The 24,238-nt window shown below is 58.1% G+C and carries 20 protein-coding genes; 10 read left to right on the top strand and 10 right to left on the bottom strand.

From position 1 onward, the window contains the following. Positions 1–42: 42 nt before the first annotated feature. From HKX44_RS03310 to HKX44_RS03295, 4 genes are all read left to right on the top strand, one after another. Positions 43–1,185, top strand: a complete 1,143-nt coding sequence (locus HKX44_RS03310) for an acyl-CoA dehydrogenase family protein (protein WP_276149874.1) — start codon at positions 43–45, stop codon at positions 1,183–1,185. Then, positions 1,182–2,213, top strand: a complete 1,032-nt coding sequence (locus tag HKX44_RS03305) for an enoyl-CoA hydratase/isomerase family protein (protein ID WP_276149873.1) — start codon at positions 1,182–1,184, stop codon at positions 2,211–2,213. Before HKX44_RS03310 ends, HKX44_RS03305 begins: the two co-directional genes overlap by 4 nt. 9 nt (positions 2,214–2,222) lie before the next feature. Next, entirely contained in the window at positions 2,223–3,107 is an 885-nt protein-coding gene (gene mmsB, locus HKX44_RS03300; protein WP_276149872.1) for a 3-hydroxyisobutyrate dehydrogenase, read from the top strand. 173 nt (positions 3,108–3,280) lie between these two features. Beyond that, on the top strand, positions 3,281–4,627 hold the full coding sequence (locus HKX44_RS03295; RefSeq protein ID WP_276149871.1) for an MmgE/PrpD family protein: 1,347 nt from the start codon (positions 3,281–3,283) through the stop codon (positions 4,625–4,627). Between the two features lie 12 nt (positions 4,628–4,639). Here HKX44_RS03295 and uvrA read toward each other — a convergent pair whose 3' ends face one another. The 8 genes from uvrA to HKX44_RS03255 all read right to left on the bottom strand — a co-directional run bounded on the left by uvrA (position 4,640) and on the right by HKX44_RS03255 (position 17,607). Continuing rightward, positions 4,640–7,501 (bottom strand): excinuclease ABC subunit UvrA, encoded by a 2,862-nt coding sequence (gene uvrA, locus HKX44_RS03290; protein WP_276149870.1) that lies wholly within the window; start codon positions 7,499–7,501, stop codon positions 4,640–4,642. Positions 7,502–7,585: 84 nt separating this feature from the next. After that, a complete protein-coding gene (locus HKX44_RS03285; RefSeq protein WP_276149869.1) occupies positions 7,586–8,740 on the bottom strand; it encodes an MFS transporter in 1,155 nt (384 codons plus the stop codon). A gap of 31 nt (positions 8,741–8,771) precedes the next feature. Further along, on the bottom strand, positions 8,772–9,335 hold the full coding sequence (locus HKX44_RS03280; RefSeq protein WP_276149868.1) for a methyltransferase: 564 nt from the start codon (positions 9,333–9,335) through the stop codon (positions 8,772–8,774). 287 nt (positions 9,336–9,622) lie between these two features. After that, positions 9,623–11,017, bottom strand: a complete 1,395-nt coding sequence (lpdA, locus tag HKX44_RS03275) for a dihydrolipoyl dehydrogenase (protein WP_276149867.1) — start codon at positions 11,015–11,017, stop codon at positions 9,623–9,625. A 98-nt stretch (positions 11,018–11,115) separates the two neighbouring features. Further along, a complete protein-coding gene (locus tag HKX44_RS03270; RefSeq protein WP_276149866.1) occupies positions 11,116–11,697 on the bottom strand; it encodes a DUF924 family protein in 582 nt (193 codons plus the stop codon). Between the two features lie 103 nt (positions 11,698–11,800). Beyond that, the gene (locus HKX44_RS03265; protein WP_276149865.1) at positions 11,801–13,060 is read right to left on the bottom strand and encodes an MFS transporter; all 1,260 of its coding nucleotides are present in this window, start codon (positions 13,058–13,060) and stop codon (positions 11,801–11,803) included. A 107-nt stretch (positions 13,061–13,167) separates the two neighbouring features. After that, entirely contained in the window at positions 13,168–14,223 is a 1,056-nt protein-coding gene (gene queA, locus HKX44_RS03260; protein ID WP_276149864.1) for a tRNA preQ1(34) S-adenosylmethionine ribosyltransferase-isomerase QueA, read from the bottom strand. 9 nt (positions 14,224–14,232) lie between these two features. Next, a complete protein-coding gene (locus HKX44_RS03255; protein WP_276149863.1) occupies positions 14,233–17,607 on the bottom strand; it encodes an AsmA-like C-terminal region-containing protein in 3,375 nt (1,124 codons plus the stop codon). Positions 17,608–17,701: 94 nt separating this feature from the next. On the opposite strand from HKX44_RS03255, the gene HKX44_RS03250 reads away from it, so the two are divergent. The 4 genes from HKX44_RS03250 to HKX44_RS03235 all read left to right on the top strand — a co-directional run bounded on the left by HKX44_RS03250 (position 17,702) and on the right by HKX44_RS03235 (position 20,995). Then, positions 17,702–18,163, top strand: coding sequence for a peroxiredoxin (locus tag HKX44_RS03250; protein WP_276149862.1), 462 nt, complete (start codon positions 17,702–17,704; stop codon positions 18,161–18,163). Next, positions 18,160–18,981 (top strand): ferritin-like domain-containing protein, encoded by an 822-nt coding sequence (locus HKX44_RS03245; RefSeq protein ID WP_276149861.1) that lies wholly within the window; start codon positions 18,160–18,162, stop codon positions 18,979–18,981. The genes HKX44_RS03250 and HKX44_RS03245 overlap by 4 nt, the downstream gene beginning before the upstream one ends. Positions 18,982–19,167: 186 nt before the next feature. Then, complete coding sequence (locus HKX44_RS03240) at positions 19,168–20,496, top strand: DUF5930 domain-containing protein (RefSeq protein ID WP_276150793.1); 1,329 nt, start codon at positions 19,168–19,170, stop codon at positions 20,494–20,496. Continuing rightward, positions 20,486–20,995: a polymer-forming cytoskeletal protein gene (locus HKX44_RS03235; RefSeq protein ID WP_276149860.1), complete on the top strand. Its 510-nt coding sequence runs from the start codon at positions 20,486–20,488 to the stop codon at positions 20,993–20,995. Before HKX44_RS03240 ends, HKX44_RS03235 begins: the two co-directional genes overlap by 11 nt. Before the next feature lie 232 nt (positions 20,996–21,227). Here HKX44_RS03235 and HKX44_RS03230 read toward each other — a convergent pair whose 3' ends face one another. Further along, complete coding sequence (locus HKX44_RS03230) at positions 21,228–21,785, bottom strand: peptidylprolyl isomerase (RefSeq protein WP_276149859.1); 558 nt, start codon at positions 21,783–21,785, stop codon at positions 21,228–21,230. Next, positions 21,778–22,284, bottom strand: coding sequence for a peptidylprolyl isomerase (locus HKX44_RS03225; protein WP_276149858.1), 507 nt, complete (start codon positions 22,282–22,284; stop codon positions 21,778–21,780). Before HKX44_RS03225 ends, HKX44_RS03230 begins: the two co-directional genes overlap by 8 nt. 126 nt (positions 22,285–22,410) lie before the next feature. Between HKX44_RS03225 and HKX44_RS03220 the strand changes: the two genes are divergently transcribed. Then, positions 22,411–23,613: a phosphoglycerate kinase gene (locus HKX44_RS03220; protein ID WP_276149857.1), complete on the top strand. Its 1,203-nt coding sequence runs from the start codon at positions 22,411–22,413 to the stop codon at positions 23,611–23,613. Positions 23,614–23,837: 224 nt separating this feature from the next. Further along, the gene (locus tag HKX44_RS03215; RefSeq protein ID WP_276149856.1) at positions 23,838–24,137 is read left to right on the top strand and encodes a septum formation initiator family protein; all 300 of its coding nucleotides are present in this window, start codon (positions 23,838–23,840) and stop codon (positions 24,135–24,137) included. Positions 24,138–24,238 lie beyond the last annotated feature (101 nt).

Raw genomic sequence — 24,238 nt, 5'->3', positions numbered from 1 at the left:
CATTGGAATTTAACATCTGTTCAATAACCAGCGGAGCGCATCATGGATTTTGCACTAAGTGAAGAACAGACAGCGATTTTTGACATGGCCTATGCCTTTGGTCAGGAGAATATCGCCCCTTTTGCCCAACAGTGGGAAAAGGACGAAACCATCCCCAAAGACCTTTGGCCCCAAATTGCCGAACTTGGGTTTGGGGGGCTTTATGTTTCCGAAGAGTCCGGCGGATCGGATTTGTCCCGTCTGGATGCCACCTTGGTTTTTGAAGCGCTTTCAATGGCCTGCCCCTCGGTTGCGGCATTTCTGTCGATCCACAACATGTGCGCCAAGATGCTGGACAGCTTTGCCGATGACGAATTGAAATCACGTGTCATGGCGGATGTCCTGTCCATGAATACTGTGTTGAGCTACTGCCTGACTGAACCCGGTTCCGGATCGGACGCCGCCGCGCTCAAGACCAAGGCGACCCGCACAAACGAGGGCTATACCCTGAACGGTACCAAGGCGTTCATTTCGGGTGGCGGATATTCGGATGCTTACGTCTGCATGGTACGCACCTCTGATGACGGTGCTGCCGGTGTCTCCACGGTCTATGTTGAAGACGGCACCGAAGGGCTCTCCTTCGGTGGGTTAGAAGATAAAATGGGCTGGAGAAGCCAGCCGACCGCGCAAGTGCAATTCGACAATTGCAACATTAATTCGGATAATTTGGTTGGAGAAGAGGGAAAAGGTTTCAAATATGCGATGAAAGGCCTGGATGGAGGTCGTTTGAATATTTCTGCCTGTTCTTTGGGGGCTGCACAGACCGCGCTGAACAAGACGCTGGAATACATGGGCGAACGAAAGGCCTTTGGCAAATCCATTGACCAGTTTCAGGGCCTGCAATTCCGCCTTGCCGATATGGAAATCGAACTTCAGGCCGCGCGGGTCTTTCTGCGCCAGGCCGCTTGGAAGCTGGACACCGGCGCACCAGATGCGACCAAGTTCTGCGCTATGGCAAAGAAGTTTGTTACAGAGGTCGGCAGCAAAGTGGTTGATCAATGTCTCCAGCTGCATGGCGGCTATGGCTATCTTGCCGATTACGGAATTGAAAAACTGGTACGCGATCTGCGGGTGCATCAAATTCTCGAAGGCACCAACGAGATTATGCGCGTGATCGTCTCTCGTGACATGCTGAAAAACAGATGAGCGATCTGGATATCCGTATCGAAGGCCGCGCGGGGCGGATCACGCTGAACCGTCCTAAGGCCTTGAATGCACTTACATATGATATGTGCCTTGGCATTGAAGAAGCCTTTGACAAATGGCGCAGTGACCCGGCAGTCGAGCTGATCCTGCTTGACGCAGCTGGGGACCGGGCCTTTTGTTCCGGCGGGGACATCGCCGAGCTTTACGCGCAGGGTACCAAGGGAAATTACGCCTACGGACAGAAGTTTTGGGCGGATGAATATCGCCTGAACCACAAGATTTTCGGCTACCCCAAGCCGGTGGTTTCCTTCTTGCAGGGTTTCACCATGGGGGGCGGTGTTGGTGTCGGCTGCCATGGTTCGCACCGTATTGTTGGCGACAGCAGCCAGATTGCCATGCCCGAATGTGGGATCGGTCTGGTGCCTGATGTCGGGGGGTCCATGATGCTGGCCTTGGCACCTGGTCGGCTTGGGGAATATCTGGGCACGACAGCCGCACGTATGGGTGCCGCAGATGCCATTTATGCTGGTTTTGCAGACCACTATATCCCGGAGTTAAAGTGGGAAAACCTGTCAGAAGAACTGGCACGTACTGGCAACCTTGACGCAATTTTACAGGCCACAGAGAACGCCAGCGGTGGCACGCTTGAAGCCCAGCAGGAAGAGATCAACAGCCTGTTCGCCGGTGAAACCCTGTCTGATGTCCTGACGGATCTGCGCAATGACCAGGGCGAATTTGCGGCCCATGCCCTGAAAACGATTGGCCGCAGTTCGCCGCTTTCTGCGGCCTGCACCATCGAAATGATCCACCGTTTGCGCGGATCGGCCCTGAGCATGGAAAAGGCGTTGGATCTGGAGTACCGTTTTACCCACCGCGCCTCTGAACATGGTGATTTCCTTGAAGGAATTCGCGCCGCGATCATCGACAAAGACCGTATGCCCAAGTGGCAATATGCGGAGCGCGATGTGCCCCTCGCGGCCGTCGCGAAAATGCTGCAACCTTTGGGGGCGCAGGCCCTCACGCTTTAGGAGAACCTCATGACCGCTCTCAAAATCGGATTCATCGGACTGGGCAACATGGGTGCGCCCATGGCCAGCAACCTGGCCGCCGCAGGACACCAGGTAACCGGGTTTGACGTGGCCGGCGCACAGGCCGAAAATGTCACCCCGGCAGACAGCATCGCCGCTGCGGTCACCGGTGCAGAGGTGGTGATCACCATGCTGCCTAACGGATCGATCCTGCGGCAAGTAGCTGCGCAGGCCTTTCCCGACATGACGCAAGGCGCGCTGTTTATCGACTGCTCTACCGTGGATGTCGAAAGCGCGAGGAACACTTCGCAAGCGGCTGAAAAATCTGAAATTTTATCAGTTGATGCGCCAGTTTCCGGCGGCATTGGCGGGGCGTCCGGCGGCACGTTAACCTTTATGGCAGGAGGCACGATTGATGCCTTCGCAAAGGCCGCGCCGCTGTTTGACATCATGGGCCAGAAAGCGGTGCATTGTGGTGATGCAGGGGCCGGTCAAGCCGCGAAAATCTGCAACAACATGATCCTTGGGACGACGATGATTGCCACTTGTGAGGCCTTTGCCCTTGCCGACAAGCTTGGGTTGGATCGGCAGAAAATGTTTGACGTTGTCAGCACCTCGTCGGGGTACTCATGGTCGATGAACGCCTATTGCCCTGCCCCCGGCGTCGGTCCGACATCGCCCGCCGACAATGACTATACGCCCGGTTTTGCCGCCGAGCTGATGTTGAAGGATCTGGGGCTAAGCCAACAGGCCGCAGAGGCGGCGAATGCAGACACGCCAATGGGGGCGCTTGCCCTGTCGCTCTATCGCCAGTTTGTCGAGGAAGAAGACGGAATGGGACGCGACTTTTCGGCCATGTTACCACGGCTTTCCGCCCGCAATCGCGACAGCTAAGGCGTCCGCTCTATACTCTGACACATCTCGCTTCACCAATGCCCCCAGAGCGCCAAATGGGGCAGGGCATTGGGATACATGTTTAAGAACGGACGCGAAAAGGTCGCAAACCGACATTTTTGGCGGCGAATTCCCGGGCTAGGCTAAACCTGACCCATCCGGAGGACGCCGCCATGCCCGATCCGTTCCATCATTTCGCGACCGACCTGAATTACGGCGATCTGCCAGCCCCGCTGTTGGCGGTATTGCGGCGCTCATTTCTGGATACAATGGGTGTCGCCGCCGTGGCATCGACCACGCAGATGGCGCAGATTGCCCTGCGCGGTGCGTGCGCCATGTTCGGCCCGACAGAGGCAGGGCGCGCGCGGGCGCTGATGCAGGGCACCCCCCTGTCACCGGCTGGTGCGGCAATGGCCGGCGGATTTACCATTGATGCAGTAGATGCGCATGATTCCAGCTCGCCCTGCAAAGGTCACGCCGGATCAGCGGTGTTTCCCGCGCTGATGGCCGTTGCGGATTCCCTGCCTAAGCCCCTGACCGGACAGGATTTTGCCGTGCTTCTGGCGCTTGGGTACGAGGTCAGCTATCGCGCGGGGCTTGCCCAACATGCCACCTGCGCAGATTACCACACCTCAGGGGCCTGGACCTCGGTCGGGGTTGCGACGGCGGTCGCGCGGGCGCTTGGCTGTGACGCCGAAGCAATCCGCCACGCAGCCGGAATCGGTGAATATCACGGCCCCCGCAGCCAGATGATGCGTTGCATCGACCACCCCACCATGGTGCGCGACGGCGTCGGCTGGGGGGCACCTTCGGGCGTGGTCGCCGCCTATCTCGCGCGGGAGGGATTTACCGGCGCACCCGCCCTGACCTGCGAGGAGGCACCGACGTTCTGGGCCGACCTTGGCACAGCATGGCGCACAGTTGAGGACACCAGCTACAAGCCCTACCCCTGTTGCCGCTGGGCCCACCCAAGCATTGATTCAGTGGCGCATTTGATGGCCACTCACGGGTTAACGCATCAGGATGTGGCTGGCGTGGACATCAGGACATTTCACAACGCCACCCGCCTCGCCGGGCACCGCCCCGCCAGCCCCGATGAATTCGCTTACGGCATCGCTTTTCCGGTGGCGACCATGATTGTGCGGGGGCAGATCGGGATGCCGGAGCTTGGGGTCACAACTTTGAACGACCCCGACATCCTGCGCATCAGCGATTCAGTGCGGCTGATCGACGACCCCCATCTGACCAAAATTTCGCAGGGGAAACGCTGGGCGCAGGTGACCCTGCACACCACCGATGGACGCCGCTTTGAAGATGTGGCGCGCACCCCGAAAGGCGACAATGATCAGCCCCTATCGGACCGAGAGATATCCGAGAAATTCCACCTTTTTGCAGATCCGGTACTTGGCACCGCGCGATCAGCGGAAATCGAAACACTTTGCACGGGTTTTGACCGGCTGACGGCCCCGGAATTCGCCCGCTTGCTTGATCTTTGCCTGTCTGCGCCCCCGCGCCAATGACAACGTCGCGCCCTATTCGGCTGCAACTTTCGCCGCCTTCTCCAGCATCGGCTTGAGGTATTTTCCGGTATAGCTTTCGGCGACTTTCGCCACATCCTCGGGCGTGCCAGTGGCAACCACACGCCCACCACCGTCGCCGCCTTCGGGGCCGATGTCGATGATATGATCGGCGGTTTTCACCACATCCAGATTGTGCTCGATGACGATCACCGAATTCCCCTGATCAACCAATTCATGCAATACTTCCAATAGCTTGCGAACATCTTCAAAATGTAAACCGGTTGTTGGTTCATCCAGAATATACAGGGTTCGTCCTGTGGAACGTTTGCTGAGTTCTTTGGACAGTTTGACCCGCTGCGCCTCGCCACCAGAAAGCGTTGTCGCCTGCTGGCCGACCTTGATGTAACCCAGCCCAACCCGCATCAGCGCATCCATTTTTTCGCGGATTGACGGCACTGCGGCAAAGAAGGTTTGGGCATCTTCAACGGTCATGTCCAAAACATCAGCAATAGATTTCCCTTTGAACCTGATTTCCAGTGTCTCGCGGTTATAGCGTGCGCCTTTGCAGGTCTCGCATTCCACGTAAACATCCGGCAGGAAATGCATTTCGATCTTAATCACACCGTCGCCCTGACAGGCCTCACATCGCCCACCTTTAACGTTGAAGCTGAACCGACCGGGTTTATAGCCCCGCGCCTTTGCCTCAGGCAGCCCGGCAAACCAGTCGCGGATCGGCGTAAAGGCACCGGTATAGGTCGCCGGATTGGAACGCGGCGTGCGCCCGATGGGGCGCTGGTCGATGTCGATGACCTTGTCCAGATGCTCCAGCCCCTTGATGGTTTCGCAGGGTGCCGGAGTCTGGCGCGCGCCATTCAGGTTCATTGAGGCGGTCTTGAACAGGGTTTCAATGGTCAGGGTGGATTTTCCCCCGCCCGAAACCCCGGTGACACAAACGAATTTGCCCAGGGGGAAATCAACGGTCACATTTTGCAGGTTGTTTCCTGTGGCTTTCACCACCTGAATTTTCTTCTTGTTGCCTTTGCGGCGCGTTGCGGGGATCGAGATTTCGCGCACCCCGGTCAGGTATTGGCCTGTGATCGAATTCGGGTCTGCCGCAATCGCCGCAGGAACGCCGTGGCTGACCACCTGCCCGCCATGCACGCCCGCCCCGGGACCGATGTCAAAAACATAATCCGCCTCACGGATCGCCTCTTCGTCATGCTCAACCACGATAACCGTGTTGCCCTGATCCCGCAGGTTCTTCAGGGTCAACAGCAAGCGGTCATTATCGCGCTGGTGCAGACCGATGGACGGCTCATCCAACACGTAAAGAACCCCGGTCAGCCCTGACCCGATTTGCGAGGCCAATCGAATACGCTGGCTTTCACCGCCACTTAATGTACCACTTGAACGTGCTAGTGTAAGATACTCTAATCCAACATTATTTAGAAACCCAAGACGCTCTTGAATTTCCTTCAGGATCGCTTTGGCAATGTCATTTTTCTGCTTGCTGAGTTCGGCAGGAACACTCTCGCACCATGCCAGCGCCTCGCGGATCGACATCTGCACAACCTGCCCTGCATGCAGCCCCGCAATCTTGACCGCCAGCGCTTCGGGACGCAAACGGTAACCCTCACAGGTGCCACAGGGACGGTTGTTCTGATACCGCTCGAATTCCTCCCTAATCCAGTTGCTGTCAGTCTCGCGATAGCGCCGTTCCATGTTGGGGATCACCCCCTCGAACACGCGGCTAACCTCATAAACGCGGCCGCCTTCATCATAGCGAAACTTGATCTCTTCCTTCCCCGACCCGCGCAGAAAGACTTTTTGAACCTTGGCGTCCAAGTCCTTCCATTTCGTATTCGGATTGAACTCAAAATGTTTGGCAATCGCTTCGATGGTCTGCTTGAAATAGGGGCTCTTGCCCTTGCGCCACGGAGCCAGCGCCCCATCATATACTTTCAGGTTCTGATCCGGCACCACCAGACGTTCATCAAAAAACAACTCTTTTCCCAAACCATCACAGGATGGACATGCACCAAATGGCGCGTTGAAAGAGAACAGGCGCGGCTCAATCTCGGGAATGGTGAAGCCGCTGACTGGACAGGCAAATTTCTCGGAAAACGTGCTGCGTTCCGGCTCTCCTTCGGCTGGGGCGGTTTCAAGGATGGCAATCCCGTCGGCCAAGTCTAGCGCGGTGCGTAGGCTGTCCGCCAGTCGCGTTTCCAACCCTTCGCGCACCACAATCCGGTCGACCACAACGTCGATATCATGGCGGAACTTCTTGTCCAGCGTCGGCGGCTCGTCCAATTCGTAGAATTCACCATTCACCTTTACCCGCTGGAAACCCTGTTTGCGCAGATCAAGGAATTCCTTGCGGTATTCGCCTTTGCGGTCCCGTACGATCGGGGCCAGCAAATAGGCGCGCGTCCCCTCCTGCATGGTCATGATCCGGTCGACCATGTCCTGAACCTGCTGGGCCTCGATGGGTTTTCCCGTTGCAGGGGAATAGGGCGTGCCGACGCGGGCGAACAACAGCCGCATATAGTCATAGATTTCCGTGACCGTGCCGACAGTAGAGCGTGGATTTTTCGAGGTTGTCTTTTGCTCGATGGAAATCGCCGGGGACAGACCGGAAATATGATCCACATCCGGTTTTTGCATCATGTCCAGAAACTGCCGGGCATAGGCACTGAGGGATTCGACATAGCGCCTCTGCCCCTCGGCATAGATCGTATCAAAGGCGAGCGAGGACTTACCAGAGCCAGAAAGACCTGTAATTACAACAAGTTGATCGCGTGGAATATCCACATCAATGCTTTTGAGGTTATGTTCGCGCGCACCGCGCACCTCAATATTTTTCAGCTCAGCCATGACACACCCCTGTTAACACTCCAGACATAGGGGGCCGCGCAGGATTTTCCAATGGAAAAATGAGAACTAAACAGGAACGTCTTTCTATCGACGCAAATGCCCCAAAACCAGATGGATCAGGAAACCCGCCGTCAGAACCGCGGCCACCAAAAGCGGCAATGCGCTATAGCCTGACGTGGCAATCGCCATGGCAATCACCGGGGTGCCCAACGTATTACCAATATTGCCCATCTGCGCCATCGCGCCATTGGCCTGCGCCTGTTTTGCGGCACTCCCGTTCAGCTGTGGCACTGCGGCGAAACTGGCCCCCTGCACAAGGCCCAGCCCGGCAGCAAGGGCGATACAGGCCAGCGGCGCTGCAGGCATGGCCCAAAGCCAGATCATACAAAGCGCACTGCCGGCAAACCCCAGCTCGATCACCCGGACCGCTGGCATGATCCGCAACAGCGCCACCCCCAGCGTCATTGAAACAATAATGCTGGTCAACGGCATTGCGGTCATCACAAGCGCACGCAGGGCGGGATCAAGAAACGGCGGCAACAGGGTCAGAACCGAAACAAAGCTAAAGGTATAGAACAACCAACCCGCAGCGGGGGCCGCGATAAACGGTGACCGATAGATCGCCAGATGATCCCGCAGGATTTGCGACAGAGACAACGCCGGCTGTGTTCCCTCAACTGGTAAGGCGCGCAAAAGCCCGCCCAACAGAACCGCAAAAGCCGCCATATAGGCCGCATGAGCCAGAAACAACGCCGGCAGCCCCCAATTCAGAACCAGCGGCGTGCCGGCAAAGGCAAGAACGGCAAAGGCCACACCAAAGAACGTTCCCCAAAGCGTCAAGGCAAAGCCGCGGTGTTGCGGCGGTGCCAATTGTGCAATCAAGGTCGGTGCCGCAACAACAATCGCCAGATGCGACGCCCCTTCAATCACCCGACTGAGCAACATCCAAGGCAAAGCTGGCAGACTGGCCTGAAACAGTGACACCCCCGCCCCGACCCAAAGCGCGCCGAGCAACGCCCGACGGTAACGGATGCGGGCGACAACCAAGCCAGCCACGACACCGAACAGGATACCGACAAACCCGACAAGCGACACAACCCAGCCAAGGGCCGCACCCGCTTCGGGATAGGCCTGCGGCAACAGATCAAAAATAACCGAAACCTTGCCATATTGTGCCGCCGCACCCAGCCCCGCGCCCCAAAGCGCAAGGATCAGAGGCCAAGACCCGCGCTGTGTCATTGAGAGGTTCTGCTATTGGAGTGCACCGGCATCATAGCTTTTGCGCCAGTGCCCATGCACAAACCGGCATGTCAGGATCATTTTTGATGTCATCGGTTTCAGGGTCATGCACCGGCGGCCAGACCTCTTCAAGGTTGCGCCGTGCCACATGGCGGTTGCCCCATTGCTCGGCATGAATCGCGTCTTCGTCGAAACCGCCTTCGATCAACAGGTTCTTCAGCCCCCGCGCCGACCAGCGCGAACAATCCTGTGGGGCAGCATGCAATGGCGCAAAGAAAGGCACAGCAAGCCAGAAATACCCCCCCGGACGCAACATGGCATGGACATTGCGCGTGGCGGCATAAGGCCGGTCAAGGTGCTCCCACACCTGATTGGCAAGGATCAGGTCGAACTGACAGGGCGCGCCACTGTCGCCATCGACAAAAGGGGCCTCGCAGACATCATATTTAGGATAGCGGAACTGAACATAGCTTTTAAAGTCAAACCGCTGCCCCCACTTCCCTGAAATCTCAGCAGTATCAAGCCCTTGTGGACCAAGGGCATTGATCATCCGTCGGCTTGACGGCTGCATGACGACACGATTGAGACTAACCATGGCCCATCTATGACAGCGCAATGAACAGGGGTCCAGCAGGATATCCAGACCGCGATTCTGATCGGGGTCAAGGATCGCGCAGCGACCAATCTTTGATTGGCCCGTCCTTGACGCCGCTCAGACTCGCATCACCCTTGAACGGGCGCGTTCAGGGCAGACCTGCCCCTGAACCGCTTCTCAGCAAAGGCAGCTTCCCATCGTCCAGCTTACCCTTGCCAAAGGCGCGATCTCGTTGCACCACACACCCAGAAAGTCGTCGCGGCGCAGCCGCGTCCGCCGGATTACGCCTACATATGGATCACACGGTCATAGGCATCCAGAACGCTCTCGTGCATCATCTCGCTCAGGGTTGGATGCGGGAAAACCGTGTTCATCAGATCTTCTTCGGTGGTCTCCAACTGTCGCCCCACCACATAGCCCTGAATCAATTCGGTCACTTCCGCCCCCACCATATGGGCGCCCAACAACTCTCCGGTCTTGGCATCAAAGATCGTTTTGATCATCCCCTCGGGCTCGCCCAGGGCAATCGCCTTGCCATTGCCGATGAAGGGAAACCGCCCGACCTTGATCTCATACCCCAGCTCCTTGGCCTTGGCTTCGGTATAGCCGACACTCGCCACTTGTGGATGGCAATAGGTGCAGCCGGCAATGCTTTCGGGCTTGACCGGATGGGCATGTTTACCGGCAATCAGATCCGCAACCATCACCCCCTCGTGGCTGGCCTTATGCGCAAGCCATGGGGCACCGGCGATGTCGCCAATTGCATAAAGCCCGTCAACGCCTGTGCGACAATACTCATCCGTGATAACATGCGTGCGGTCGATCTTCACACCCAGCGCCTCCAGACCCAGCCCCTCAACATTGCCGACAATGCCCACGGCGGAAATCACCGTGTCAAACTCCATGGTCTCGACCTTGCCGCCGACCTCAATATGGGCGGTCACCTTATCGCCTTTGCGGTCCAGCTTTTTGACCATGGCTTTTTGCATGATCTTCATGCCCTGCTTTTCAAAGGCTTTCTTGGCAAAGGCCGAAATCTCGGCATCTTCCACAGGCAACACCCGGTCCATCACTTCGACAACCGTGGTGTCGGCACCCAGCGTGTTGTAAAAACTGGCGAATTCAATGCCAATCGCACCAGATCCAATGACCAGCAGTTTCTTCGGCATATGGGCTGGCTGCAGCGCGTGTTTATAGGTCCAGACCAGCTTACCGTCAGCCTCAAGCCCCGGCAGTTCGCGTGCCCGTGCGCCTGTGGCCAGCACGATGTTCTTTGCCGACAGCTCGTCAGTTCCCTTGTCGGTCTTAACCGCCACTTTGCCCTTGGCAGGGATGCTGGCCGCGCCCATGAAAACGGTGACCTTGTTCTTTTTCATCAGATGGCCAATACCACCTGACAGCTGCCCCGCCACCTTACGCGAGCGTTTGACCACCGCGTCAAGATCATAGCCGATGCCGTCCGCTTTAAGGCCAAATTCCTTGGCCCGATGCATCAGGTGAAAGACCTCGGAAGAGCGCAGCAGCGCCTTGGTCGGGATGCATCCCCAGTTCAGACAGATGCCGCCCAGATGCTCACGCTCGACAATGGCAACTTTCATCCCCAGTTGCGCGGCACGGATCGCGGCCACATAGCCACCCGGCCCCGCACCAATTACGATAAGATCAAATGATTTCGCTGCCATGGTCGACACCTCGCAGGATAAGTGTGGAAAATATAGTTTACCATTAAACTACATCGAACCCACTCACAACCAAGAGATTTACCCAGCCCCTTTCGCCGTCAGGCAGCCCCGGCTTGAAGCGCCCGCAGAGTACTGGCGTACCCGCCCTGCCCGACATAGGTCTGTTCAGCGTTTGTGCTGGACCGGGACAAGGCATCATTGCGATAGGGGAAGCGCCCGAACAGGCGGATCACCTCGCGATGGGCCCGGGCGTGCAGCAGGTTACCTGCGCCTTCCTGTGGCATACGCTCGCACATCAACCGCACACAGCGTTCCTGATCACATAGGTTTTCCGAATGCATCAACGGCATATAGAAAAACTGGCGCGCCGGTTCGTCAATCGCCATATCCCAGCCGCGTTCAATCGCTGATTTCGCCACGGCAAGGGCAGCGCGGTCCGTGGCAAAGGCACGCTCCTGTCCGCGAAACATGTTACGCGGAAACTGATCGGTCAGGATGATATAGGCCAGCGCGCCAGACGGATAGGTCAGCCAAAGCGAGAATTTACCGCTGTGCGCCTCTTCCCAAGCGTTTTGAAAACGCTCACGGATCCGCGCATCCAATGTGTCGTTTGTGGCATACCAGCCTTTCGGGCCGGTCTCGTCCAGCCAGAATTCAAGGATTTCTTGTGGAGTCGTCATATTGTTTTCCCTTGGCCTGATTGACCCAACCTGTTCATCTTATGGGGGTTTTCGCTATTCTGCCCATTCACAAATTGTATCAAAACCGACATCTATCCGACCTTCACGGGGAATTTTCCGGTTCATGCTCCGCTTCTATGGCGATTTCCTGCGCATATTCGACGGCCACCACAGTGGCAGAAGCGGTCAGGGCAACGAAATCGCCGGTGTCTTCCACCGCAATCCCGGCCCGCTGCGTCGCACGGTAGGTGGCGTAGAACGCCAGAACGATGAACAAAACGGCAGTGAAAAGGTAAAACCCGCCGGGGCCAAGCGCAGTCCCCATCATCCAGCCGGTTATCACAGGCCCAAGGATTGCACCAAGCCCGTTGATAAACACCATCCCGCCGGATGCCGCCGCCATATCTTCATGCTCAAGAAAATCGTTCGTATGGGCAATCAGCAGCGAATACAAAGGGTTGGACATCCCACCGACAATAAAAGCCGAAACCAGCAAGATCGGGAAAACATGGCCCAGAAACATGCCGACAAACGACCCCAAGGCCCCAATGACGGAAACAATGGCAATCAGGGTCCGCCGGTTCATCCGGTCAGAAATCCAGCCGATGGGATATTGCAGCACCACCGACCCGACAAAGAAGGTCGCCACAAACATCGAAATCTGTGCAACGCTCAGACCTGCCTCGGCACCGTATACGGCGGCCATACCGAACTGTGCTGAAAACACCCCACCCAGCAGAAACATGCCGACACAGCCAAGCGGTGAAAAGTTGACCAACTCGCGCAGGCTCATCGGTTTGGTGGTATCAAAAGCCGGTGTCGGGCTGATCGACAACAGGATCGGCGTAATTGCGATACTCACCAACACCGACGGGATCACAAAGAGAATAAAGCCCGACGGATCGGCCGTCAGCAGCAGGGCCTGCGCGATCACGATGCCCAAGGTCTGCACGATCATATAGAGCGACAGGGCCTGACCACGGTTGGAATTGTCGGCCGCGTTATTCAGCCAGCTTTCGGCTGTTACATAAACCGCAGAAAAGCAAAACCCGATCAGGATGCGCCCCAGCGACCAGATCACAATATTGGGAAAGGTCGGATACAGGATCATCACTGCAGAGATCAACGAAGCCAGCGCCGCAAACACCCGCACGTGGCCGACACGCCGGATCATACCCGGCGCCATACGTGATCCGCCTAAGAAACCTACGAAATAGCAGGACATCACGATCGACATCTCGAAGGTCGAGAACCCCTCCAGCGCACCGCGAATACCCAGCAGCGTGCCCTGCATACCGTTACCCACCATCAACAGGCCCATGCCCAGCAACAGTGCCCACGCACTTGAAAGAACCTGAATCATACCGCTTGTTCCTTAGATTTATGCTGCCTCACTGCCCCGCTGTGTGCAGACGGTCACCTCTGTCCGCGACACGACATGCCGCAATCGACGGGTTTGGCGTATTTTGATTAATTTTCCGGCGGCAACAGCAGGGATGCATCGCCATAAGAGAAAAACCTGTATTCGCGGGCCACTGCGTGATCATAGATGGATTTGATCCTGTCGACCCCCATCAGGGCAGCGACCAGCATCATCAGTGTTGATTTCGGCAGGTGGAAATTCGTCATCAGAGCATCCGCCACGTTAAAGCTGAAGCCGGGAGTGATGAAAATATCCGTATCCCCTTCCCATGGGGCAATCTGCCCGCCACGCCCTGCGGTTTCGATCAGACGCAGGGCCGTCGTACCAACCGGAATGATCCGCCCGCCTGCCGCCTTGGTCGCGGCAATCTCATCTGCGGCGGCGGCGCTAACACTGCCCCATTCCGAATGCATCTTGTGGTCTGCGATATCATCCACCTTGACCGGTAAAAACGTGCCCGCCCCTACATGCAAGGTCACATAGGAAAAGGTCACCCCCATGTCGCTCAGCTGCACCAGCAAACCCTCATCAAAGTGCAATGACGCTGTGGGGGCTGCAACCGCCCCGGCGTTCTTGGCCCAGACCGTTTGATAATCGGTTTTGTCCTGCGCATCGGCGGGGCGTTTGGCGGCAATATAGGGCGGCAGCGGCATGGCACCGGCATCGTTCAGCGCAGCATCAAAATCTTCGCCAGTGCAGTTAAACCGCAGATGTCCCTGCCCGTCCTCTGCGCCCTCCAGTGTTGCGCTTAAATCCGCGCTGAAGGTCACCACTTCACCCAACTTCAGCTTGCGCAGGGGTTTGATCAACGCCGACCACGTGCCATCGCCGCGCGGTTCAAGCAAAGTCACCTCGATCTTGGCCTCGACCCGGCCCTGACTGCTGTCACGCACCCGCACCCCGAACAACCGCGCCGGAATAACGCGGGTATCGTTCAGCACCAGCCGGTCCCCCGCCCGCAGCCACGCCGTCAGGTCGCCGACGCGCTGATCATGGATCAAATCTCCTTGCGCCACCAGTAAACGTGCAGAGGTACGCGGCACCGCAGGGCGGGTCGCGATCAGAGTTTCGGGCAGATCAAAATCAAAATCAGACAGTTTCATGGCCGCGCCTTATCGCCCTTCGTAACCACGTTCAACGGGTCTTTTGCGCTGTGGTTCCGGTGTGGGCAAAGGGCTGCCGGTGCCCTCTTCCACCGCCGGCAAATCGGGCGCTGGCGCGCGAAAAATCTCGCGGAATATGGCCGGTGTCAGCGCCGACAGCGGGTTCACCCCAACCTTGGGGTCTTTCGCCGCTCCGCTCAGCGTATAATTGACCCCGATCAGCCCCTCACCCTTGCGGGTGAACAAAGAACCGATGCCGTTCAAAAGGTAGATTGGCGACACAACCCCCTGCATCGCGATCTGCCCGGTATCCAGCGCATATGTTCCATCCATCGACAGCCCCATTGACGCTCCTACCGCGCTGGCCTCGATCAAGGTCAACCGGTTGGGTGTCAGACGAAAACTGCCCTCGACTGTCTCGAAATAGATACCGTCACCATTCAATTCATTGACTAACCCGACCACAGAGACCGCGTTTAACAGCGCAGCGATACCCGGTGCGTCCTTGACCGCTACACCGCCGATTTCAAGCTTGCCGTCAAATGCCCCGTCCGTTCCAACCGGCAACAAAACCAGTGACAGTGATCCCCCGACCACCTGTTTCAGCAGCCCTGCCGCCCGCAACACCCGCCCCGCATCCGCAGACACCAGACGCACCGCGCTGCGCCCCGATTGCGGGATCACCCGCCCCTCGACTGGGGCACCACCATTCAGCGAGGCTTTGAAACTTCCGTCAAGACCTTTGCGGGTGCCGAACTGCCCCTGCAAACCGATCAAGGCAATGGTATCGGTAATTTGCAACCGATCCAGCCGGACCTCCATTGGCGGTGCGGTCGGGTCTGGCGGCGCTGATCCGAACCTGGCGCGCCGCAGGTCGAGAGAACCACCGCGCAGCACCACCTGCACTGAACGCCCAGCACCACGGCCCACCACTTCGACCGGCACATCCAGCCAGTTGCCAACCTTAAGCTGGTCAAGACGCACACGGTCCAGTGTTGTGTCGCTGTTGAACTGCACATTGCCGATGGCCAACAGGCCGGGACCGGACACTTCAAGCCGGTCCACCGAGGGCACAGGCGACAGGGTCACATCTACCGCCAGCTTGCCCGCCCGCTGTGCCGGTTTGCGCCACGAGACCTGCGGCACCACCACGCCCAGGCCAACCAGATTGGAGCGCAGCCGCAGCTTTGGGGCAACGCCGCGCTTTAGGGTAACGTCAATCTCGCCCACCCCGCGCCCGGTAACCGATCCGTCAGGCAATTTGATACCAAATGCTGTCAATCCCTTAGGGGTAAGGGCAATTGTACCGCTTAGAACGCCGGGGGCCGCCCCCGGCCCCACCGGTTGGCGGAACACGGCATCAAAGGGCACCCCGTCCATGTCACCCTTGCCGGTCAGGGAAAATCCGTCGTTCTGGGCAAACAACGCCAACCGCGGTGCCGTGATCTTGCGCCCCTTTACCAACACCTGAGAGCGCATTACGTTCAATTCGCCCTGCAGGTGATACGTCACCTTTGGCTTGGTTCCCCGCTTGAGGGGCAGTGCCAAGGTGCCGGTCAGCGCCGCCGTCCCTTCGGCCAGATTTACCGGCAGGTTGACCCGATCCATCACTGACATCGGCGGCATGTTCAGCAACGATAGGGCCGCCGCAATTTTCGCGCGCGCGTCAAGGCGCACGACAGCGGGCGTGCCATCCTTGGCCAGAATATCCGGGATAATAAAGGAGGAACCGATCAGGTCGATTGTACCGCCCTCCGGCGGGTTCAGCTTGCCGGTGTCCAGTGAAACCACCAACCGGTTATCCGTCAGGGTGACATGGCCGCGCCCCTCAGTGACCGGCGGTAATGTTCTTGCGAACCGCACATGCGCCTCCGCGTAATCAAAGGCCAGATAGGTATGCGGCACCGCCCCTGGGGCACGGCGCACCGCCACGTCGATGTTGCTGAGGGCACCAGATCTAAGGTTGTCCACCAACCATCTACGCGTGCCTGTTGCCGCCCGTTCCGGCCAGAGCGCAAGCAACCGATCCGGCGCGATCCCGTCCATCTGGGCATCCAGCGCCACCTGCCAACCCTCTGCCCCCGCAGATACAAAACCATCCACCATGGCGGTTCGACCCTGATCCGAAATCTGGGCCCGCCCCAAGGTCATGCGAAACGGGTCAAGCTCCAACCGCAGATCAAGTTCCACACCGGCAAGGGCGACCGGTGCTTCATAAAGATCACCGGGATTGGCCTTGAGATCACTCAGCTGGATCTGGCCCACCAAGTCTTTCAGGGCACCGCTTTCGCCATCCAGCCCCAGCGCCGCAGTGCCATTGGCCTGTCCGGTGATCCATTTGCTGCGCACAGACAATTCATCAAAAGTCAGCAGCTTGTCGTCTGGATTATAACTGAAATAGCTGCGCGCACCGTCAAACGGCACCGGCACTGCGCCCTCTGTGGGCTGAACAACACCGGCACCGATCTGCAAGGTTGCGGCCCATGGTGTAAACCGCCCCAAGTCGTTCAGGCCCGCCCGGACCGATCCCGAAATCGGGGCCTTTAACACCCCAAGCCAGGCAAGCACCGGATCCTGCACCGCAATATCCTGTGCCCCGACACCGTCAAAGGTGACCCCGAATTCCGCCGCCGTTTCCCCGATAACGCTGGTATAGTTCGCCTCAAGCGTGGCCACACCGGTGCCGCCAGTCAGTACCGCAAGATTTGCATTGATCCGCAGGGTGTCTGCCTCCCGCCCCAACTGTAGCCGGCCGCCATCCATCGTCCAGACGCGGCCCGAGCGCACATCCTCGAACCGCAGGGTTAGCGCCCGCAGATCAACCGACCGCAATGCGCTGAGTGTCGGACGCAGCAACACATCATCAACCTGTCCGATCAAATCCGGCAATGTGGCGGCCTGCCGTTCGGCGCCAAAGCCGGTCAGGCCGGTTTGCACCGATACCCGCCCGTCTTTGTCACGGCGCAAGCGCGCCACGATGCCACTTAGGGCAATGTCCTTGGGGCGCGGCTGCCCGATCAGCAACTGGCGCGTTGAAAACGTGGCTTTAAACTCGTGAAACCGGATCAGCTCCTCGCCTGTTGTGGCAAAGGCGGCAACGTCGCGCAGCCGCACCCGTGGTCGCCAGCCGTCCTCCATCAAGAACGCCATCTCGCCAAACTGCACCCGCGCTTGTGGCAAGGCCTCGGCGATGCGCGCCTCGATCATGGTGCGGACCCAGACCGGCGCAACCACCGCGTTATTCTGGAGGTACAGCACCACCCCGCCTGCCGCCAGAACCGCCACCGTGATCACCCCCAGCGTCCAGTTCAACAGCCACATCATCCCGCGACCGATCAGGCGCTTGCGGGGTTTGGCAACAGATGGGGAGGCAGGTTCGCTCATCGGGATCCGATTTCTGGGGCGCGGGCTTGGCACTGGCGCGTATGGCACTACTATGTCAGGCCACCGAAGCGCTTCCAAGTGAAAGAGATCAAGAATGCCCGATATCGCCGACACCGCCCCCGATTTCACCCTCCCTGTGACCGGCGGCGACACCGTAACCCTCAGTGCGCTGCAAGGTGCGCCGGTTGTCCTGTTTTTCTATCCGCGTGACGATACGCCGGGCTGCACCAAGGAAAGCATCGGTTTTTCCACCCAACTGGATGATTTTCATGCCGCAGGGGCGAAGGTCTTTGGCATTTCACGCGACACCATGGCGAAACACGACAAGTTTACCGCCAAACATGATCTGACCGTACCGCTTTTGTCCGATGAAGACGGCACTGTGACCGAAGCCTATGGCGTCTGGGTCGAAAAAAACATGTACGGCAAAAAATCGATGGGGATTGAACGTGCGACCTATTTGATCGGCGCGGACGGCAAGATCGCGCAAGTCTGGCGCAAGGTCAAAGTGCCCGGCCACGTCGAAGCCGTTTTGGACGCGGTGCGCGCGCTATGATGCCGCTGGCACAGATGGCCGAAAGCGTGCTGCGCTGTAGCGACGGGCGTGAAAAGACCGCCCTGTCGCGGCGTCTGGCCGCGCAGTGGCAAGCCGCCCGCGCGGAGGGTACAGCCTGCGAAATTGGCCGCGCTGATCCGCCGATGCATCCGGCCCGCCCAACACAGCCCGAATTGCTTCGTCCGCGGGATGTGCCCAGCCGCAAACCCGGCACCCCCGAGGGACGCATTGCCATGCTTCATGCGGTGGCCCATATCGAATTGAACGCGGTAGATCTGCATTGGGATATCATTGCGCGGTTTGCCGATGTTGAAATGCCGATGGGTTTTTACGACGACTGGGTCAAGGCCGCCGACGAAGAATCTAAACATTTCAACCTGATGGCTGATTGTTTGGAGGAGTTGGGCAGTTTCTACGGCGCTTTGCCCGCCCATGCCGGCATGTGGCGCGCCGCCGAAGATACCGCAACCGATTTCATGGGCCGGCTTGCCGTTGTCCCCATGGTGCTGGAAGCCCGTGGCCTTGATGTGACACCGGGCATGATCAAACTGTTCAAGCAGGCCAAAGCCGACAGTGCGGTTGCAGCGCTTGAAACAATCTATGCCGAAGAAGTGGCACATGTCGCCTATGGCAGCAAGTGGTTCCATTTCCTTTGCGGACGTCACAACGAGGATCCCAAGGAACGCTTTCACGCCCTTGTCAGAACCTACTTTCACGGTCATCTGAAACCACCATTCAACGAAGAAAAACGCGCCGAAGCGGGCATTCCGCCAGACTTCTATTGGCCCCTGACCGCCCGAAAAACCTCTGTGGTATAGCGTGAACCACGCAACACAAGTCACTGGTATCGGCGGATTTTTGCCACTCTGCACCAATCCGCCGCTTTCACGGGGTGACATTTGGCAACGGTCTTGCCCCATGCGCCATCACTGGATATTGAACCGATTACAATAGACGGGCCGCCCGGACGGTTCCGCGACTGGGACGTTGAAGGGGTACACACAGTGCGCACAAGGATTGCAATCAAAATCCATTCCATTCTGGAAAACTATTTTCCGGAACGCCGTGTATTCCTGAAATCCGACACTGACACCCGATTTATCCGCCTGCGCCCCGGCACCCAGTTGGTTGCCTTTGCCGGCTGCTCCTTGTTGGTGGCATGGTCGATTGTGGCCACTGCGGTGATCTTGATGGACAGCATTGGGTCGGGAAATTTTCGCGAACAGGCCAAACGTGACCAACGCACTTATCAGGCCCGCCTGAACGATCTGTCCTCCCAACGGGACAACCGCGCTTCCGAGGCGCTGGCCGCGCAAGAACGGTTCAACGTCGCGCTTAAACAGATTTCGGTGATGCAGTCGGAACTCTTGCAATCCGAAACCAAACGCCGCGAGCTGGAAACCGGAATAGACGTAATTCAAAGCACACTACGCCAGACCATGCAGGACCGCGAAACGGCCCGCACACAACTGGCCGAGCTTGAGGGCAGCCTGGAGGCCGGCGACGGTGCCGCCGTGCGCACAGCGTCCAATGCCGCCCCTTTGGGTTTTCTGGCTGAGGCGCTTGAGCAGACTGCAAAAGAGCGTGACAAGGTCGTGGCCGACGCGCAGCAAGCTCTGCTTGAAGCTGACCGCATGAGCCAGGAAATTGCCCTGATGCGCGACCAGAACAACGCGATTTTCCGCCAGTTGGAAGAGGCGATGACCGTTTCCGTCGCACCGCTGGACAAGATGTTCCGCAGCGCCGGAATGCCAACGGACCGGATTCTTGCGACCGTGCGCCGCGGCTATTCCGGTCAGGGCGGCCCGATGACACCGCTGACATTCAGCACACGCGGCGAGGACCCTACCGCCGATACCCTGCGCGCCAATCGCCTGTTGAACCAGATGGACCGCCTGAATCTCTACCGGATCGCTGCCGAAAAAGCGCCTTTTGCGAATCCCGTCAAAAACGCCTTCCGCTTCACCAGTAAATTCGGCTACCGCCGCGACCCCAAAACCGGCGGCCGCCGGATGCATTCCGGTGTTGATTTCGCGGCCCCCACTGGCACACCGCTTTATGCAACAGCGGACGGTGTTGTGACCCATGCGGGCTGGCAATCAGGATATGGTAGGCTTGTCAAAATTCAGCATGAATTTGGCATCGAAACCCGTTATGCGCACCAATCCCGCATCCGTGTAAAAGTCGGACAAAGGGTCTCGCGCGGGCAACATATCGGTGATATGGGAGCCTCTGGAAGAGTAACCGGCGTTCATCTGCATTACGAAGTGCGTGTAGGTGGCAAGGCTGTAAACCCGATGATCTATATCAAGGCAGCAAACGATGTTTTCTAAAAGTAAAATCAACGATCCCGCACCAAGCAAAGACGCAGACATGCCAAAGTCGCCCGCGCCATCAGCGCCTGCACAGCAGGCCAGCGCGCAGGCCAAGCCAAGTGAATTCAAGGCCAGCGCCCCCAAGGCCAAGCCTCCGGCCTCTTTGTTGTCTGCTGATCTGCATGTCACCGGCAACATGAAGACAACCGGCGATATTCAAGTTGAAGGTACGGTCGAAGGGGACATTCGCGCCCATCTGTTGACCATTGGTGAGAGCGCGACAATCAAAGGCGAAGTGATCGCTGATGACGTTGTGATCAACGGTCGCATCGTGGGCCGTGTGCGCGGCCTTAAGGTACGTCTGACCTCAACCGCGCGGGTCGAGGGTGACATCATTCACAAGACCATCGCGATTGAATCCGGCGCGCATTTCGAAGGGTCCGTGCAGCGTCAGGACGATCCGCTGAACCCGGGTGCCAAAACATCTGCGTCGCCAAAGGGCAACCCTGCAGCCTGATCCGCGACAGCAGTGACCTCAAGCGTCCGGCGTTGAACCTGAGACCTCTTGTTTTCACCCATGTCCCGAGAACGCGGCATTTTACATCACCGGGCATCGCCAGATTGGCGGTGCCCTTTTTTTGTACCCCAACCCAGCGTCGCCCTGCCCCGCTACGGCAACCCAAAGGCCCACATAAAAAAGGGCGCACCCTGAGGCACGCCCTTTCTGAGAAATAATCTCCGAACAGATGTCAGTCGATAACGGTGACCGATGTCATTACATCCGGTGCGCCAACCATCGCACCATTGCCCCCGGTGCCCAGCTTGATCGCATCCACGACCTCCTGCCCTTCAGTCACACGACCTACAACGGTGTACTGACCGTTCAGGAAATGGCCTGCGTCAAACATGATAAAGAACTGGCTGTTCGCGGAATTCGGGCTTTGCGACCGGGCCATGCCCACGACACCCTTGTCAAAAGGCAGATCAGAAAATTCTGCCGGAAGATCGGGCATATCGGACCCACCCATGCCGGCGCGGCGGGTATCACCGCCGGCCTTGCCGAATTCTACATCCCCGGTCTGCGCCATGAAACCTTCGATCACACGGTGGAACACAACCCCGTCATACGCACCGGCTTCGGCCAAGGCCGTAATCCGTTCAACATGTTTGGGCGCGACATCCTCAAGCAGATCAATGACAATTGTGCCATTGGATTCGCCCGCAACCTCGATCTTGAGACCAGAGGCCGAAGCCGCAGAGGTGACAAGCGCCGCAAACAGGCCGCCGGCCAATGCTGCCTTAAACATCTGCGGCAACCTTGACGCTGATCATGCGGTCAGGGCTCGCAGGTGGCTCGCCGCGGGTGATCGCGTCAACATGTTCCATCCCAGAGGTAACCTGACCGTAAACAGTATACTGGCCGTTCAGGAAGTTGTTGTCGGAAAAGTTGATGAAGAACTGGCTGTTGGCCGAGTCAGGGTTGGCGGAACGTGCCGCACCGATAGAGCCACGGGCATGGGGCACTTTGGAAAATTCCGCAGGCACATTGCCAAGGTCAGAGCCACCGGTCCCTGCGCTGCGCAGGTTAAACCCGTCTTCCATGTTGCCATGCTGTACGTCGCCGGTCTGGGCCATAAAGCCGTCGATCACCCGGTGAAAGCAAACGTTGTCATATTTGCCGGCGCGGGCCAGTTCTTTCATCCGTGCGACGTGCTGTGGTGCCAGGTCTGGCATAAGTTCGATGGTGACGGTGCCGTCTTTCAGCTCCATCAGGATGGTGTTTTCCGGGTCTTTAATCTCGGCCATGAGGCGCTCCTTAATCTGATTTCCTCCTAATTAGGCGTGATCCGCCCGATTGCCAAGCGAGTGCATTGACCATTCGGCCCAGAAAGGCAAAACCCTTGGGGAAATATGCACAATAGGATGAATTTGATGGGCTGGAAATCGCTGGACGATCTGGATGTGATGGGAAAACGCGTGTTGGTGCGTGTCGATATTAACGTACCGGTTGAAAACGGACAGGTGAGCGACGCCACGCGGATTGAACGGATTGTACCCACGGTGCGCGATATTCTGGCCAAGGGTGGCAAGCCGATGTTGCTGGCCCATTTCGGTCGCCCCAAAGGCAAAGTTGTTCTGGACATGAGCCTGCGGCAGGTTCTCCCCGCGCTCAAGGACGCGCTTGGTGTTTCGGTGGCCTTTGTTGAAACCATGGAAGCCGCCGAAGCCCTGACAGACGAGGTAAACTCGGCAGATGTTGTTCTGCTTGAGAACATTCGCTTTCATCCCGGAGAGGAAAGCAACGATTCCGGCTTTGCCGCGCGGCTTGCGGCGCTCGGGGATGTCTTTTGCAATGATGCATTCTCTGCGGCGCATCGTGCCCATGCCTCTACCACGGGCATCGCGCAGCATATGCCGTCTTGTGCCGGGCGTTTGATGCAGGCCGAGTTGCGCGCGCTGGAGACGGCCCTGTCCACACCAGAGCGGCCCGTGGGGGCCGTTGTGGGCGGTGCAAAAGTGTCGACCAAGATTGCATTGCTGGAAAATCTGGTGAACCGTCTGGACACGCTGATCATCGGCGGTGGCATGGCAAATACCTTTCTGGGTGCGATGGGGGCTGACATGGGGGCCTCCCTGCAAGAGCCTGATTTCTATGACACGGCCCGCGATATTATGGCCCAGGCCGAGCGCGCCGGATGCCGCGTGATCCTGCCACAAGACGGCTTGGTCACGCGTGAATTTGCCGCCGGTGCCGCCCATGAGGTGGTGCAACTTGACGCTGACACCCGCCTCGCCAGCGATCAGATGGTGCTGGATGCCGGCCCTGCCAGTGTCGAGATCGTGCGCGCCGCCTTTGACGGGCTGAAAACCCTGATCTGGAACGGCCCGCTTGGTGCTTTTGAAATTGCGCCTTTCGACACTGCCACGGTCAGCGCCGCGCAAATTGCCGCCAAACAGACCATTGATGGTGCATTGGTATCCGTTGCCGGTGGCGGGGATACGGTTGCGGCCTTGAACAAGGCTGGCGTGGCAGAGGATTTCACCTATATCTCCACGGCGGGCGGGGCCTTTCTGGAATGGATGGAAGGCAAAACCTTGCCCGGTGTTGCCGCCCTTGAAGGCATCCCGGCCTGATCATGTAAAAATACCTATAGCGTTTCGAGTAACTGGGATCCCTTGTGCGTGGCCACCATCTTTTGCCGTACGCGAAAAGGGGTGCGTGATGTCTCAGGTTGTACTCGAAACGCAATAAACCTCAGAAAATAAGGGGTTTGGGCGCAATAGGGATTCACATGGCGAATCACCTGTGGCATAGTGTTCTGACACGTCCATCAAGAGACGCATCAAGGCAGACCAGTATGAACCACACCCCGCGCCCCGCATTTGGCACATTGTTTTTCTTTGCCATCGCCTTTGCGCTTAGTCTTTATTTTACCTTTGCCGCTGTGCAGGGCGACTTCGGACTGTTCCGCCGCGCCGAGATCCTCGCCGAAAGCGCAGATCTGCGCGAGAAACTGGCACAGGTGGACAGCGATGTTGCGCGGATGGAGAACCTGACCCGGCGCATGTCGGACGATTACCTTGATCTTGATCTGCTCGACGAACAAGCGCGCCGCGTGTTGGGCATGGTGCGCAGTGACGAGATCGTAATCCGCTGAACGTTTTCAGTCGGTTACACGCCTGTTCCGGTTGCTGGCAGAAGGTTTTCAATATCCCCTACCCTTCGACCTGCGAATCCGATAGGATATAGTTTAACGCT

Source organism: Sulfitobacter sp. M05 (genome assembly GCF_029285175.1).
In the GTDB taxonomy this organism is placed as follows: domain Bacteria; phylum Pseudomonadota; class Alphaproteobacteria; order Rhodobacterales; family Rhodobacteraceae; genus Sulfitobacter.
The sequence above is the reverse complement of the archived record's forward strand: the minus strand, read 5'-3'. Positions and strand labels throughout refer to the sequence as shown.